Raw genomic sequence first — 15,375 nt, 5'->3', positions numbered from 1 at the left:
GGACTCCTTGGCCGAGATTACCAGCGGCGCTCGAACTTGCGGCGCAACCAGATCGCCAGCAGGTTCATGCACAGAAGAAACACCAGCAGCACGATGATCGCCCCCGAGGCCCGTTCGATGAAGGCCGGATCGGACCGCTGCGTCCAGTTATAGACCTGCACCGGCAGCGCCGAAGCCGGGTCCATCAGCCCGCCCGGCAGACCATCGGGATAGTTGCGCACGAATGCCACCATGCCGATCAGCAGCAAGGGCGCGGTTTCCCCCAGGGCCTGCGCCAGTCCGATGATGGTCCCGGTCAGGATCCCCGGCATCGCCAGCGGCAGGACATGGTGGACTACCGATTGCATCTTGGACGCGCCCACGCCCAGGGCCGCGTCGCGGATCGAGGGCGGCACCGCCTTGAGCGCCGCGCGGGTGGAAATGATGATCGTGGGCAGCGTCATCAGCGTCAGCACCAGCCCGCCGACAATGGGCGCCGATTGCGGCAGGCCGACAAAGTTGATGAAAGCCGCCAGCCCCAGGATGCCGAACACGATCGAAGGCACCGCCGCAAGGTTCGAGATATTGACCTCGATGATGTCGGTCAGGTGGTTCTTGGGGGCGAACTCCTCCAGATAGATGCTGGCGGCAACCCCGATCGGCACCGACAGGACCAGCACTACCAGCATCATGTAGAACGATCCCAGGATCGCCACGCCCAGGCCCGCCGCCTCGGGGCGCTGGTCGGACGCATCGGCATTGGTCAGGAAGTCCCAGTTGAAGCGGGTCACCATCTCGCCCCGGTCAGCAAGTTCCTGGGCAAGCTGCAACTGCTGGGGCGAGGTGTTGCCGTCGCGTTCGGCGCTGTCCATGGTGACGCGGCCCTTGAAATAGCCGTCGATGCGCCCGCTGGTCAGCACGTCGAATTCGACCGTCTGGCCGACCAGACCGGGATCGTCCAGCACGCGGTCGCGCACCTGGGCCGAGGCCTCGCGCGAGATCAGGCCGCCGATGTCGTCGTCGGACAATCCCTCGATGCGGATGTCATGCCGGGCAATGGTGTCGCGCACCGCCGCGTCCAGCACCCGGCCATACGACGTGGTCAGGACACGCGCCATTTCGGCCGGGTCGCGATTGCCCCTGGGATCCAGCACCTCGGCATCCAGGGCGACGGGGATGTTCAGATAGGTTTGCCGAAAGGCCCCGGCTCCGTTGGTCAGGATCGTTGCCAGCAGAACCAGCAGCGCCGCCAGCGAAATCGCAATGGCCGCGGCGCCGTACAGGCGGAACCGCTTTTCGGCGGCGTTGCGGCGGCGCGTGCGCGCATCCTGTTTCAGAAGCGATGCAGCCTTGCGCCTGGGCGCGGCAGCCGTGTCGGACAGCGGCATGTCGGTCATTCGTACTGCTCGCGGTATTTTCGGACGATATAGAGCGCGACGATGTTCAGCCCCAGGGTGATGACGAACAGCGTCAGCCCCAGGGCAAAGGCCACCAGCGTTTCGGGCGAATTAAAATCGCTGTCGCCGGTCAACTGGCTGACGATCTTGACGGTGATGGTCGTCATCGCCTCGAGCGGATTGAGGCTCATCTGGGCTGCGGCGCCCGCACCCAGGACCACGATCATCGTCTCGCCGATGGCGCGGCTGGCGGCCAGCAGGATGGCGCCGACAATGCCCGGAAGGGCTGCGGGCAGCACCACCTGGCGCACGGTTTCGGACGGCGTGGACCCCAGTCCCAGCGCGCCGTCGCGCAGCGACTGCGGCACGGCATTGATGATGTCGTCGGACAGCGAACTGACAAAGGGGATCAGCATGATCCCCATGACCAGCCCGGCGGTCAGCACCGACGATCCCGAACTGCCAAGGCCCAGAGGCTCGGCAAAGTAGTCGCGCAGCATCGGCCCCACGGTGATCAGCGCGAACAGGCCATAGACGATGGTCGGAATGCCTGCCAGCACCTCGATGGCGGGCTTGGCGAGGCTGCGGATCCGGGGCGTCGCGTATTCGGACATGTAGATGGCGGCGAACAGCCCGATGGGCACGGCCACCAGCAACGCGATAAGGCTGATATACATCGTGCCCCACAGCAGCGGCACGATGCCCAGTTCCGAATTGCCCTGAAAGCGGGGCGTCCATTCGGTGCCGAAGAAGAATGTCTTCCAGTCATACACCTGGAAGAACCGCCCCGTCTCGAAGACAAGCGACAGCACGATCCCCACCGTGGTGACGATGGCGATCAGCGAACACAGCATCAGAAGACCCAGAACCATGCGTTCGACCGCATTGCGGGCCTGAAATCCCCGGCCGATCCGGGTCACGCCCCAGCCAAGCCCCGCCACCGCGGCAAGCAGTGCCAGAATGCCCACGACAGGCACCGCGGCATCGGGCACCATGTCCATCAGGCGCAGGATCGTGCCGATGGCCAGAATTGCCAGCGCCGGCAGCAGCGCCGTCAGCGCGACGCTGTAGCCGTGATAGGTCGGGCGGCTGTGCAGGACGCGGCTGTCGGCGCCCGCCACGGCAAAGGCGCGGCTGCGCCCGACAAGAAATCCCGCCGTGGCCAACAGAAGACTGGCGAAAAGGGCCCAGGACAACGGCATTCGGCGATCCTTCGGACAAGGCGGACAGGAAAAACCGGGACGGCGCGGCTTTCCGCACCGTCCCGGCCGTTGGCATCACTGCATGGTGGTTCCGGCGGCAACGGCTTCCTGCGTTGCGGCCAGTTCGGGATCGGACACCAGACCGTATTGGGCCAGCGGACCATCGGGACCGGCGATTTCGTCCGAGACAAAGAAATCGACGAATTCCTGCAGGCCGGGGATCACGCCGATATGCGCCTTCTTCACATAGAAGAACAGCGGACGCGACACCGGGTATTCGCCCGAAGCGATCGTCTCGGTCGAGGGTGCGACGCCCGACATGGTCCCGACCTTCAGCTTGTCGGTGTTGTTTTCATAAAAGGACAGACCGAACACGCCGATGCCGTTGGGCGAGCTTTCGATGCGGGCCAGGGTTTCGGTATAATCGCCGTCGATATCGACCGACTTGCCGTCGGTGCGCAGCGTCATGCAGGCTTCTTCGGCCGCGTCCTCATCCATGCCGGACGCGGTAAAGGCCTCCATGGCACCCGATTCCTCGCAGCCGGCCAGCATCACCTTTTCCTCGAACACTTCGCGGGTGCCGTGCTTGGTGCCGGGCACGAAGGCCAGGATTTCCTGGTCGGGCAGGTCGGGGTTCACCTCGTTCCAGGTGTTCGCGGTATTGTCCACGACCTCGCCGTCGCGCACGACCTTGGCGGACAGGGCGTTGAACCAGTCGGCGGGGGTATAGACGAAATCGGGGCCGCTCGCGCCATTGGCGAAGACGATCCCGTCATAGCCGATGCGGACCTCCATGATGTCGGTCACGCCGTTGGCGGTGCAGGTCTCGCGTTCCGAATCGCTGATCGCGCGGCTGGCATTGGCGATGTCGATGGTGTTTTCGCCGACGCCTTCGCAGAATTTCTGCATGCCGCTGCCGGTTCCGCCCGACTCGACGACCGGCACCGGGAAGTCCATGTTCTCGCCGAACAGTTCAGCGACGATGGTGGAATAGGGCAGCACGGTGGACGACCCTGCGATCTGGATCTGCTCGCGGGCGGCAGCGGCGCTGGCCGAGGCGGCGATCACGGCCAGGGCCGAGACGGTGAATTTCACTGTGGACATGGATCTCTCCTGTTACTTCGCCCAAGCTGGGGGCTGTGCGTGACCTAATCCCCGGTGGTGACGCTTGTGCGACTGATTTGTAACATCTTCATGACAATCCCGGATCGCGCGGGACAAGCCGCGCCTTTGCCATCCGAGTAATGCTGAAAACGCGCTAGCCGATCCGCCCCCGCGCGCCCCCGGTCTGGGCGCGGTCCATCAACAGATGGTCCAGGATCACGCAGGCCGCCATCGCCTCGGCCACGGGCACGGCGCGGATGCCCACGCAAGGGTCGTGGCGGCCCTTGGTGATCAGGTCGATCTCGTGCCCGTGGCGGTCGATGGCGCGGCGCGGCGTGGTGATGGAACTGGTCGGCTTGACCGAAAACCGCACCACGATCGGCTGGCCGGTGCTGATCCCGCCCAGGATACCGCCCGCGTGGTTCGACAGATAGATCGGGCCGTCGTTGCCCATCCGCATCTCGTCGGCGTTGTCGGTGCCGGTCAGGGCGGCGGCGGCCATGCCCTCGCCGATCTCGACGCCCTTGACGGCGTTGATCGACATCATCGCGGCGGCCAGGTCGGTATCCAGCTTGGCATAGACCGGCGCGCCGAGGCCGGGGGGGCAGCCCTCGACCAGCACCTCGATGGCGGCGCCGACGCTGTTCTGATCCTTGCGGATGCCGTCCAGATAATCGGACCAACGGTCCACGGCGGTCGCGTCGGGCAGAAAGAACGGGTTGCCGCCGATGGCCGTGGCGTCGAAGCGCGTGCGGTCCAGATGCAGGGCCCCCATCTGCACCATGTATCCGGTGATGCGCAGATCGGGCAGCAGATCGCGCAGCACCGCCTGCGCGACAGCCCCCGCCGCGACCCGCGCCGCCGTCTCGCGCGCCGACGACCGGCCGCCGCCGCGATAATCGCGATGACCGTATTTCAGGTGATAGGTGATGTCGGCGTGTCCCGGACGAAAGGCCTGCGCGATCTCGCCGTAATCCCTGGACCGCTGGTCGGTGTTTTCGATCATCAGTTGGACGGGCGTGCCGGTGGTGCGGCCCTCGAAGACGCCCGACAGGATGCGCACCTGATCGGCCTCGCGCCGCTGGGTGGTGTGCTTGCTGGTGCCGGGACGGCGACGGTCCAGGAATTGCTGGATATACCCCTCGTCAACGGCGACGCCGGGCGGCACGCCGTCCACGGTGGCGCCCAGCGCGGGGCCGTGGCTTTCACCCCAGGTGGTGAACCGGAATTCGCGGCCGAAGGTGTTGAAGCTCATGCGGTGTCTCCGGTCAGGGCTTTCAGGTCATAGATCAAGTCCAGCGCCTCGCGCGGGGACAGGCGGTCGGGATGGATGTCCTTCATCCGGGCTTCCAGCGGGCTGTCCCTGGTGCGGGCGGGCGGCGGCGCGGGTGGGACGGCACGGAACAGCGGCAGGTCGTCGATCAGCGCGGCGGGGCGGACCGCGCCCCCTATCCGACCCTCGCGTTCACCCGATTCCAGCGCATCCAGCACCGCGCGGGCGCGTTCGACCACGGATGCGGGCAGCCCCGCCAGCCGCGCGACCTGCACGCCATAGGACCGGTCCGCCGCGCCCTTGCGGACCTCGTGCAGAAAGATCACCTCGCCCTCCCATTCGCGCACGGCGACGGTGGCGTTATCGACCCCGTCCAGCTTGGCCGACAGGGCCGTCATCTCGTGGTAATGGGTGGCGAACAGCGCGCGGCAGCGGTTCGCGCCGTGCAGATGCTCCATCACCGCCCAGGCGATGGACAGCCCGTCCCAGGTCGCGGTGCCGCGCCCGATCTCGTCCAGGATCACCAGCGCGCGGTCGTCGGCCTGGTTCAGGATCGCGGCGGTTTCCACCATCTCGACCATGAAGGTGGACCGCCCCCGCGCCAGATCGTCGGCGGCGCCCACGCGGGAAAACAACTGGCTGACCAGGCCGACATGGGCCGCGCGCGCGGGCACGAAGGCCCCGGCCTGGGCCAGCACGGCGATCAGCGCGTTCTGGCGCAGGAAGGTGGACTTGCCGGCCATGTTGGGGCCGGTCAGCAGCCAGATCGCCGGGGTCTCGCCTTGGGTCAGGGCGCAGTCGTTGGCGACAAAGCTTTCGGCCTTGCGCTTCAGGGCGCGTTCGACGACCGGATGGCGCCCGCCCTCGATCACGAAGGCACGGCTGTCATCGACGGTGGGCCGCGTCCAGCCCTCGCCCGTGGCGATGTCGGCGAAACCGGCGGCCAGGTCGATCTCGGCCAGGGCGCGGGCGGCCTGCGCGATGGGGGCGGCCCGGTCCAGCACGGCCCTGCGCAACCGGTCAAAGACGGCCCGCTCGATCTCCAGCGCGCGGTCGCGGGCGTTGAGGATCCGGGCTTCCAGTTCCGACAGATCGACGGTGGTGAAGCGGATCTGGTTGGCGGTGGTCTGGCGGTGGATGAAGGTCGCGTTCAGCGGCGGCGCCATCATGCGTTCGGCATGGGTGGCCGTCGTCTCGATGAAATAGCCCAGCACGTTGTTGTGCCTGATCTTCAGGCTTTGCACGCCCGCAAGCGCCGCATAATCCGCCTGCATCCCCGCGATGACGCCGCGCCCCTCGTCGCGCAGGCGGCGCGTCTGGTCCAGGTCGCTGTCGAACCCCGTCGCGACAAAGCCGCCGTCGCGGGCCAGCAGCGGCGGTTCGGCCACCAGCGCGTCGTCCAGCAGCCGGATCAGATCGTCGTGGCCCAGCAGGTCGCGCGCGGCATCCGCCAGCACCGGCGCGGCATCGCCCGGCAGACGCGCCGCGATCGCCGCGCCCTGCACCAGCCCGGCGCGGATCGCCGCCAGATCGCGCGGCCCGCCCCGGTCCAGCGCCAGCCGCGACAGCGCCCGGTCCATGTCGGGCACGCGGGAAAGCCGCTCGCGCAGGTCGGCGGTCAGGCGCGGATCCTCGACCAGCATCGCCACCGCGTCATGGCGGGCGTGGATCAGGCCCAGATCGCGGCTGGGTGCGCCGATGCGGCGTTCCAGCAGGCGCGCGCCCGGTGCCGTCACCGTCCGGTCGATGGCCGCCAGCAGCGATCCCTCGCGCCCGCCCGACAGTCCTTGGGTCAATTCCAGGTTGCGCCGGGTGGCCGCGTCGATCCCCATCGCCCCGCCCGCCCGCTCGCGGACCGGCGGGCGCAGCAAGGGCAGCCTGCCCCGCTGCGTCAGATCCAGGTAATCGACGATGGCGCCCATGGCCGCCAGTTCGGCGCGGGTAAAGCTGTCGAACCCGTCCAGCGTGTCCACACCATACAGCGCGCACAGCCGCCGCTGCCCCGCCGCGCTGTCAAAGGCGGATGGATGCAGATCGGTCAGGGCCGCGCCCGCGTCATCGACCAGATCGCGCAACTCGTGGCCCGCCGCCAGCACCTCGCGCGGGGCCAGCCGGGCCAGTTCCGGGGCCAGCCGGGGCAATGGGCAGTCCATCACCTGGAAGGCTCCGGTCGAGATATCCACCCAGGCCAGCGCGCAATCGTCCCGCACCCGGGCAAAGGCCGCCAGATAGTTGTGGCGCCGCGCCTCGAGCAGCGATTCCTCGGTCAGGGTGCCGGGGGTGACAAGGCGCACCACATCGCGGGCCACGACAGATTTCGATCCGCGCTTCCTGGCCTCGGCCGGATCCTCCATCTGTTCGGCGATGGCCACGCGGAACCCCTTGCGGATCAGCGTCAGCAGATAGGATTCGGCCGCATGGACCGGCACCCCGCACATCGGGATCGGCTGGCCCTCGTGCGTGCCGCGCTTGGTCAGCGCGATGTCCAGCGCGCTTGCGGCGGCCACCGCGTCGTCGAAGAACATCTCGTAGAAATCGCCCATCCGATAGAACAGCAGCGCGCCGGGATTGGCGTCCCGGATCGCCAGGTACTGCGCCATCATCGGGGTGGGCTGGTCGGTCATGTCCCTGGTCATGGCGGCCCTTCTAGCCGCTTGTGCGCGGGCGTGAAATCCCTACATTCGGTCCTACCTCGGGGGGCCATCCGGCTGAGACGCGAACGCGGACCCGTTGAACCTGATCCGGCTAACACCGGCGGAGGGAAGGTGACGCTGTCCTTTCTTTCGTGAACCCTGCGCAAAGGAGACAGCGATGAAATATCCCCTGATCCTGGCCCTTCTGGCCGCCGCCCCCGCCATGGCGCAGGACAAGCCCGTCCTGACCGTCTATGCGGGTGAATCCATCACCAGCGAATGGGGTCCCGGCCCGAAGATCGAGGAAGGCTTCGAGGCCTTTTGCGCCTGCGACCTGCGCTTCGTCACCGGGGACGAGCTGTCGCGCGTGCTGATGGAGGGCGAGCGGACCGAGGCGGACATCGTGTTCGGCCTGAACACCGATGTGACCGCCCGCGCCCGCGCATCCGGCCTGTTCGCGCCGCACGGGCAGGACACCACGGGCCTGTCGCTGCCGATCGAATGGACGGACGAGATCTTCCTGCCCTACAACTGGGGCGAGACGGCCTTTGTCTATGACGAAACGCGCCTGGAAAACCCGCCCGCCAGCTTTGCCGACCTGCTGGAGGCGCCCGACGACCTGAAGATCGTGATCCAGGATCCCCGATCCTCGGTCAGCGGGCTGGCGCTGCTGTTGTGGGTCAAGGCGGTCTATGGTGAGGACGCGCCCGAGGCCTGGGCCAAGCTGGCGCCCAAGGTGCTGACCGTGACCAAGGGCTGGTCCGAATCCTATGGAATGTTCACCGAGGGCGAGGCCGACATGGTCCTGTCCTACACCACCTCGCCCGCCTATCACATCGCGGCCGAGGACGATCCCACGAAAAAGGCCGCGCTGTTTCCCGAAGGCCATTACTTCATGGCCGAGGTGGCCGCCCAGGTCCGCACCACCGACCAGCCGGAACTGGCCCAGCAATTCATGGACTGGATCCTGACGCCCGGGTTCCAGGCGGCCATCCCGCTGGCCAACTGGTCGCTGCCGGCCAAGCTGCCGTCAGGGGACTGGCCGCAGGTCATGCGCGACCTGCCGCGCCCCGAAAAGACACTGTTCTATTCCGAGGACGAGGCCGAGGCGCTGCGCCAGCCTGCGCTGGACGAATGGCTGCGCGCCTTTTCCGGCTGACCCGCGCCGAGATCGGCGGCGCCGTCGCGGCCGCGGTCCTGGCGGTGCTGGTCGGGGGCACGCTGGTGGCGGTGGCATGGCAGGCGCAGGGCCTGTCCGGGCTTGGGCCCTGGGACTGGCGCGCGGTCCGGTTCACGCTGTGGCAGGCGGCGCTGTCGGCCACGCTGTCGGCCCTGCTGGCAATCCCCGTGGCCCGTGCCCTGGCCCGGCGGCGCTTTGCCGGGCGCGCGGCTCTGGTCACGCTGCTGGGTGCGCCCTTCATCCTGCCGGTGATCGTGGCGGTCATGGGGCTGATCGCTGTGTTCGGCCGCAATGGCGCGGTCAACGACGGGTTGCGCCTGCTGGGCCTGCCCGAGATCAGCATCTATGGCTGGCAGGGCGTGATCCTGGCGCATGTGTTCTTCAACCTGCCCTTGTCGGTGCGCCTGATCCTGCAAGGCTGGCAGGCGATCCCCGCCGAACGGTTCCGCCTGGCCGAAAGCCTGGGCTTCGGTCCGGGCGACACGGCCCGGCATCTGGAACGCCCGATGCTGCGCGCGGTGCTGCCCGGCGTCTGGCTGGCGGTGTTCCTGGTCTGCCTGACCAGCTTCACGGTGGCCCTGGCCCTGGGCGGCGGGCCGCGCGCCACGACGGTCGAACTGGCGATCTATCAGGCGTTCCGGTTCGATTTCGACCTGGGCCGGGCGGCCAGCCTGGGCCTGATCCAGATCGGCATCTGCATCGGCGCGATAAGTCTGGCGCGGTGGTTCGCCATTCCGGCGGGGTTCGGCGCGGGACTGGATGCCGACCACATGCCCGCCGCGCCGGGCGGCTGGCATCGGATCGGCGATGCGTTTGTGATCACAGCGGCAGCAGTGTTCCTGATCTGGCCGATGGCCGCGGTGACGGCGCGGGGCCTGCCGCATGTCCCCCTTCTTCCCCCCGAGGTGTGGGAGGCTGCCTTGCGATCGGTCGTGATGGCGCTGATCTCGGCGGTATTGGCGCTGACCCTGTCGCTGACCCTTGCCCTGTCGCTGGCGCGCGGTCGGATGCGGTGGGTCGAAACCGCAGGAATGCTGCCCCTGATCGCCTCGCCGCTGGTTCTGGGGACCGGGCTGTTCATCCTGGCGCGGCCCTGGTTCGGCCCGCAGGCGCTGGCGCTGCCGGTCACGGTAGCGATCAATGCGGTCATGGCCCTGCCTTTCGGTCTGCGGGCACTGATACCGGCGGCGCGGACGTTGCAGGGGGATTACGGGCGGCTGGCGGATTCGCTGGATCTGCAGGGGATCGCGCGGCTGCGGTTGGTGACCCTGCCGCGCCTGGCCCGGCCGATGGGCTTTGCCGGCGGGCTTGCGGCGGCACTGGCGATGGGAGATCTGGGTGTGATCACGCTGTTCGCCAGCGACCGGCCGACCCTGCCCTTGCACCTGTTCCAGCTTATGAATTCCTATCGCATGGCCGATGCCTCGGCCTGCGCGGTCCTGCTGATGACACTCAGCTTCGGCCTGTTCTGGATCTTCGACCATGGGGGCCGCCTTGCTTGAATTCGACGGAATCCGGGTCGCACGGGGCAGATTCACCCTGTCCGCCGACCTGGGCGTCCCCCCCGGATCGCGGGTCGCGGTGATCGGCCCGTCGGGATCGGGGAAATCGACCCTCTTATCCCTGGTCGGCGGGTTTCTGGCCCCTGACCAGGGGCGCATCCGCCTGGACGGGCAGGACATTACCGACCTGCCGCCGGGGCGGCGGCCCGTATCGATGCTGTTCCAGGACCAGAACCTGTTTCCGCATCTGACGGTTGCGCAGAACACGGGCCTTGGCCTGCGCCCCGACCTGCGCCTGTCCAACCTGGAGCGCGTGCGCGTGATGCAGGTGCTGGCCGAGGTGGGACTGGAGGGGATGGAGGACCGCCGCCCCGCGGCCCTGTCGGGCGGCCAACAGGGCCGTGTCGCGCTGGCGCGCGTGCTGCTGCGGGCGCGGCCCGTGCTGCTGCTGGACGAGGCGTTTTCGGCGCTCGGCCCGGCCCTGAAGGCCGAGATGCTGGCCCTGCTTGGCCGCATCGCCGACCAGACCGGCGCGACGGTTCTGATGGTCACCCACGATCCCGACGACGCCCGCAGCTTTGCGCCCGAGACGATTCTGGTCGATGGCGGCATCGCGCATCCGCCGGTCCCGACCGGTCCGCTGCTGGACAACCCGCCGCCGGGGCTGCGGGCCTATCTGGGCTGAAGGTTGAAGACCCGCTCGGGCTGGACCATGCCGCCCTGATAGCGACCGATGCAGACCGGCCCCTTGCCGTCCGCGACCCAGACCAGATCGCCCCATTCGGCCGTGCCGGTCACCTGACCGGGATTGCCGTTGCGGATGCGGACCGCCCCTTCGGGCGTGGCGCGCAGCATCGGCAGGTCGGCCAGCGCCGTCTCCAGCGGCAGCAGACGGTCGTCCAGGATTGCCTGCGTGTCGCGGTCGATCTGATCCAGGGGCACCGCGCCGGCCACGTCAAAGGGCCCCGACCAGGTTCGGCGCAGATGGTCCACATGCCCCAGGCATCCCAGGTCGCGCCCCAGGTCGCGGGCGATGGACCGGACATAGCCGCCCTTGCCGCAGATCATCTGCAGCCGGGCGGTGTTTGTATCGCCTTCCAGCAAGGTCAGGCTTTCCACCCACAGGGGGCGGGCGGCCAGTTCCGGTTCCTCGCCCGCGCGCGCCAGGTCATAGGCGCGTTCGCCATCGACCTTGACGGCGGAAAAGGCCGGGGGAACCTGCATGATCTGGCCGGTAAAGCGCGGCAGCGCAGCCTGGATCGCCGCGCGGTCGGGCCGCGCGTCCGATCTGCGGACCACCTGACCCGAGGCATCGTCAGTCGTCGTCTCGGCCCCCCAGGTGACGGTGAAGTCATAGCATTTCAGCGCGTCGGTGACGGCGGCGACGGTCTTGGTCGCCTCGCCCAGGGCCACCGCCAGAACGCCGGTCGCGTCGGGGTCCAGCGTGCCCGCATGGCCGGCCTTCCTGGCGTCCAGCGCCCAGCGGACCTTGGCCACCACGGCGGTCGAGGTGACGCCCGCAGGCTTGTCCACGATCAGCCAGCCATTGATGTCGCGGCCCTTCTTGCGTGCCATCCGAATTCCCCTGCGCGGCAAAGGCGGCGGCATAGCCAGCCGCCCGCCCCAGGTCAACCGGCTCCGATCAGCCGGCACCCTCCACCAGCCCGATGATCGGCCCCAGCGACCGCCCGAAATCGGCGCGGTTCACCCCCGGCGCGTAAAGCCGGCTGATGGACCCGTCGAAATACAGCGCGTCGCGCACCCCCAGCCCGTCGCGGAACAGCCGGCCGAATTCGTGAAAGGTCACGGCACGATCGGAAATGGCGAACCACGCCGTCTGCCCGTCGGGCGAGACGCCGACGCCGTTGCGCACATAGCGGCTGTCCGAATCGACTAGGAACCGGGGGTGCAGATCGCCGTCGATCACCAGCATCGGGCCGGATTGGGTGGCCAGGCGGCAGTCGGGGCGGGCCTCTGCAAAGGCGCGGCTCTCGATCACCTGAAAGGGCCGCGCCCCGCCGGTGCAGAAGACGCCGTTCGGCAGCATCCCGAAATTGTCGCGGCTGGCACCGGTGACGATGGGCTGCACCTCCACTCGGTCGATGACCAGCAGGCCCACGGGCCGGTAATCGGCGTGATACATGCCCGCGTTCATGGCGAATGCCAAGCTTTCGCCCGCGTCCAGCGTCGCGCGGACGTTGGCGAAGTTGCGCAGGGGCTGGCCGTCCGCCCCATCCTGCCACAGCCGCAGCGCCGGTTCGCGATCCGCCGACACCTCGCAGACGACATAGCCCTGGCCGTCATGGGTCATGCGGCTGCAGCCTTCCGCCGCCGCCGGGACCGTCAGGGCGAACAGCATCCCGACCGCCACGCCCAGGGGGCGCAGGTCAATCCGCATCGTCATCCGCACCCTCGACATCGCGGCGCACCCGCTCGTCGGCGAACATGCGGCGGGTGTCGTCCAGCCGGTCAAAGGTTTCATCCAGTTGGAACCGCAACTGCGGCGCGTATTTCAGCGTCATCGCCTTGGCGACCAGATGGCGCAATTCGGGCGCGTTGCGGCGCAGGGCGGCCAAGGCCTCCTCGGCGTCGCGGCCGCCCAGCGGCAGCACATAGGCCGTCGCGACCTTGAGGTCGGGCGAGGTGCGGACCTCGCCCACTGTGATGGAATGGCGGTTCAGGTCAGGGTCATGCACGTCGGCGCGCGCCAGCACGTCCGAGAGGGTGCGGCGGATCAGTTCGCCCACGCGAAGCTGGCGGTGCGAGGGGCCGGGGCCCTGGGAAAAACGGTTCTGTGCCATGCGCCCCGATGTAGGGGGTCGCGGGCCGCGCCGCAACGGGATATGACGCAGCCAACAGCCAGCCGGAGCCGATCATGAGCGATTTGCAGAACACCGATGCCCCCGCCCTGCCGGGGATCGTCGTCACCGGCGCCTCGGGGCGGATGGGGCAGATGCTGGTCCGGCTGGTGGCGGACCATCCCGAGGTTCGGCTTGCGGGCGCCCTGGAACGGCCCGGCCATGCCTGGCTGGGCCGCGACGTGGGCGAGGCGATGGGCGGGGCGCCCCTGGGGGTGACGGTCAGGGACGACGCCGTGGCGGTGATCGCCCAGGCGCAGGCGGTGATCGACTTTACCACGCCCGCCGCCACGGTCGCCTTTGCCGAACTGACCGCGCAGGCCCGTGCCGTGCATGTGATCGGCACCACCGGGCTGGAACAGCCGCATCTGGATTGCCTCAGGGCCGCCGCCCGCCACGCCCCGATCATCCGGGCCGGCAACATGAGCCAGGGGGTCAACCTGCTGCTGGGCCTTACCCGCAAGGTCGCGGCCGCCCTGGGCACCGACTGGGACATCGAGGTGGTCGAGGCCCATCACCGGCACAAGGTCGATGCGCCCTCCGGCACCGCCCTGATGCTGGGCGAGGCCGCCGCCGAGGGTCGCGGCACGCGGCTTGCCGAACTGCGCACCGCCGCGCGCGAAGGCATCACCGGGCCACGGCGCGAAGGCAGCATCGGATTCGCCGCCATCCGGGGCGGCGACGTGGTGGGCGAACACGACGTGATCTTTGCGGGCGCGGGCGAACGGATCGTACTGCGCCATCTGGCGACCGACCGGGCGATCTTTGCGCGCGGCGCCATCCGCGCGGCGATCTGGGGCCAGGACAAGGGGCCGGGAGAATACGACATGCAGGATGTGCTGGGGCTGAGTTGATTCGGCCTCAGGCCTCTCCCGAGCCTTGGCCGGTCTGCTTCTCTCCACCATTCGTCAGGTCTTCCATCGGTTGCCATCCCTGTTTGGGTTTGCGGTCCCTCAGGCCGAACTGAAACCAGCAACCGCCCCCTCCTGGTCCCTGGTCGAAGCGCCGGTCAATGCCGACACCGGACAAGGCGCAGAACAACAGCGTGCCGACGCCGCCGTGCCCGACAAAAAGAATATCCCCGTCTTGAGGCCCTGCCAGGCAGTCGTCGACTTCGGACACGATCCGTCTTTGCGCATCGGCTGCCGTTTCCCATCCGCGAATGCTGTCGAGGGGTTTTGCAAAAAACGCGTCCGCCACCTTTTCGAATTCGGCAGGGGGCAGGAAGCCCGTCGCGCTGCGGTCATTTTCATGCATCCCCGGACGGATTTCCAGGTCCGCTCCCAAGGCCAAGGCAAGCGGCCGGGCTGTTTCCAGTGCCTTTGCCTCATGGCTGCTGATCACTCTCCGGGTTCTGGAAAGACATCCGGGCCGAGCGGCCAAGGCAGAGACACGGGCCGCGCCGATCGGATTCAGCGACCACTGGCGCACGTCCTTCCCAGGCTCCATGACAACCTGCGGATGGGTCAGATAGCGGACGATCAGGGGCATTCTGGAACCGATCAAAAGGGGTTTCTTGCAGCCACTTTCATCGTCGTCCTGTTGCGGTCAAGCGTGGCGGGACGCGCCAGGCAGACAGAGCGCCGCGACGGACGCGGCAAGAATCGCCAGATGTCGCCAGGATGTCCTATGGCCCGATCAGGCAGCACCCCGTCAGTATCCTCGGGCTGTCGCCAAGAAGCACCAGCGTCGCCGTCAGCCCGAACAGCCGGTCCGACATGCCGTCCGAACAGATTTGCGGATGGGAAAACAGCGTCATGCCCTGCGCCACGACCACACGCGCGGGGCTGCGGAAGACGCCGGTGTCCAGAACGGCCTGGACGGGGCGGCGGTCGCCCTCCTGATCCTCGGGGCTGCGCAGGACCAGGTCGTTTCCTTCGCGCCTTGCGTCCCAGAACGGCTCGGTCCCCAGGCAGCGGAAGGCAGGCGGCAGTTCGCCCGGCAGCCAGACATCGGTGCGATAGGACAGGTATCGCATCGACACCCAGCCCGTGCCCCCGCCTGTGTTGATCCGGCCCCAGTTCCGGCGTTCCTCGACCACCTCGATTCCCCTGGCATCGGGGGCCAGGGTGCCGACGATCGGGGCCGAGGCGTTCGGTTCGGCCCGGATGTTCAGGACGTCATCGGATGCCACCCCGAGAACGTCGAACAGCGTGGGCAGGCTGTATTCCTGCGTAGCGAAGGCCGGCCCGGTCAGAACCAGCGACAGAACAAGGGCAAGGGCAGTGCGGACCATGAAAAGCCTCT

General features: G+C 68.2%; 14 protein-coding genes and 1 riboswitch. Of the genes, 4 read left to right on the top strand and 10 right to left on the bottom strand.

All coding sequences use genetic code 11. The features are described 5' to 3' along the window. Positions 1 to 17 precede the first annotated feature (17 nt). The 5 genes from pstA to mutS all read right to left on the bottom strand — a co-directional run bounded on the left by pstA (position 18) and on the right by mutS (position 7,579). Positions 18 to 1,361: a phosphate ABC transporter permease PstA gene (pstA, locus tag EYE42_RS08755; protein WP_425466561.1), complete on the bottom strand. Its 1,344-nt coding sequence runs from the start codon at positions 1,359 to 1,361 to the stop codon at positions 18 to 20. A gap of 11 nt (positions 1,362 to 1,372) precedes the next feature. Beyond that, positions 1,373 to 2,578 carry a phosphate ABC transporter permease subunit PstC gene (gene pstC, locus EYE42_RS08750; protein ID WP_130990934.1) on the bottom strand — a complete coding sequence of 402 codons (1,206 nt, stop codon included), beginning with the start codon at positions 2,576 to 2,578 and terminating at the stop codon, positions 1,373 to 1,375. Positions 2,579 to 2,653: 75 nt separating this feature from the next. Further along, entirely contained in the window at positions 2,654 to 3,682 is a 1,029-nt protein-coding gene (locus EYE42_RS08745) for a substrate-binding domain-containing protein (RefSeq protein ID WP_130990933.1), read from the bottom strand. A gap of 154 nt (positions 3,683 to 3,836) precedes the next feature. Beyond that, the gene (gene aroC, locus EYE42_RS08740) at positions 3,837 to 4,937 is read right to left on the bottom strand and encodes a chorismate synthase (RefSeq protein WP_130990932.1); all 1,101 of its coding nucleotides are present in this window, start codon (positions 4,935 to 4,937) and stop codon (positions 3,837 to 3,839) included. Beyond that, positions 4,934 to 7,579 (bottom strand): DNA mismatch repair protein MutS, encoded by a 2,646-nt coding sequence (gene mutS / locus EYE42_RS08735; protein WP_130991008.1) that lies wholly within the window; start codon positions 7,577 to 7,579, stop codon positions 4,934 to 4,936. The genes aroC and mutS overlap by 4 nt, the downstream gene beginning before the upstream one ends. 59 nt (positions 7,580 to 7,638) lie before the next feature. Next, positions 7,639 to 7,735, top strand: a riboswitch (TPP riboswitch). Positions 7,736 to 7,766: 31 nt separating this feature from the next. Here mutS and EYE42_RS08730 point away from each other — a divergent pair. The 3 genes from EYE42_RS08730 to EYE42_RS08720 are packed head-to-tail and all read left to right on the top strand — an operon-like array spanning position 7,767 to position 10,955. Continuing rightward, positions 7,767 to 8,747: a thiamine ABC transporter substrate-binding protein gene (locus tag EYE42_RS08730; RefSeq protein WP_130990931.1), complete on the top strand. Its 981-nt coding sequence runs from the start codon at positions 7,767 to 7,769 to the stop codon at positions 8,745 to 8,747. Next, positions 8,723 to 10,270, top strand: coding sequence for a thiamine/thiamine pyrophosphate ABC transporter permease ThiP (locus EYE42_RS08725; protein ID WP_130990930.1), 1,548 nt, complete (start codon positions 8,723 to 8,725; stop codon positions 10,268 to 10,270). The genes EYE42_RS08730 and EYE42_RS08725 overlap by 25 nt, the downstream gene beginning before the upstream one ends. Then, on the top strand, positions 10,263 to 10,955 hold the full coding sequence (locus tag EYE42_RS08720) for a thiamine ABC transporter ATP-binding protein (RefSeq protein ID WP_165455746.1): 693 nt from the start codon (positions 10,263 to 10,265) through the stop codon (positions 10,953 to 10,955). The genes EYE42_RS08725 and EYE42_RS08720 overlap by 8 nt, the downstream gene beginning before the upstream one ends. Here EYE42_RS08720 and truB read toward each other — a convergent pair. From truB to rbfA, 3 genes are all read right to left on the bottom strand, one after another. Continuing rightward, a complete protein-coding gene (truB, locus tag EYE42_RS08715; RefSeq protein ID WP_130990928.1) occupies positions 10,943 to 11,845 on the bottom strand; it encodes a tRNA pseudouridine(55) synthase TruB in 903 nt (300 codons plus the stop codon). The two genes, EYE42_RS08720 and truB, sit on opposite strands and share 13 nt — an antisense overlap. 67 nt (positions 11,846 to 11,912) lie before the next feature. Next, entirely contained in the window at positions 11,913 to 12,668 is a 756-nt protein-coding gene (locus tag EYE42_RS08710; protein ID WP_130991007.1) for a phosphodiester glycosidase family protein, read from the bottom strand. Continuing rightward, positions 12,658 to 13,071, bottom strand: coding sequence for a 30S ribosome-binding factor RbfA (rbfA, locus tag EYE42_RS08705; protein WP_130990927.1), 414 nt, complete (start codon positions 13,069 to 13,071; stop codon positions 12,658 to 12,660). Before rbfA ends, EYE42_RS08710 begins: the two co-directional genes overlap by 11 nt. Before the next feature lie 74 nt (positions 13,072 to 13,145). Here rbfA and dapB point away from each other — a divergent pair, with 74 nt between their 5' ends. Beyond that, positions 13,146 to 13,982: a 4-hydroxy-tetrahydrodipicolinate reductase gene (gene dapB / locus EYE42_RS08700; RefSeq protein WP_130990926.1), complete on the top strand. Its 837-nt coding sequence runs from the start codon at positions 13,146 to 13,148 to the stop codon at positions 13,980 to 13,982. Positions 13,983 to 13,989: 7 nt separating this feature from the next. Here the strand turns inward: dapB and EYE42_RS08695 are convergent, their stop codons facing one another. Beyond that, positions 13,990 to 14,619: a histidine phosphatase family protein gene (locus EYE42_RS08695; RefSeq protein ID WP_130990925.1), complete on the bottom strand. Its 630-nt coding sequence runs from the start codon at positions 14,617 to 14,619 to the stop codon at positions 13,990 to 13,992. 136 nt (positions 14,620 to 14,755) lie between these two features. After that, entirely contained in the window at positions 14,756 to 15,364 is a 609-nt protein-coding gene (locus tag EYE42_RS08690) for a COG3650 family protein (protein WP_130990924.1), read from the bottom strand. Between the last annotated feature and the right edge of the window lie 11 nt (positions 15,365 to 15,375).

This window comes from Paracoccus subflavus (assembly GCF_004310345.1).
Taxonomy (GTDB): Bacteria; Pseudomonadota; Alphaproteobacteria; order Rhodobacterales; family Rhodobacteraceae; genus Paracoccus; species Paracoccus subflavus.
Note: the sequence above shows the minus strand (reverse complement) of the source record. Positions and strands in the feature narration are given on the sequence as shown.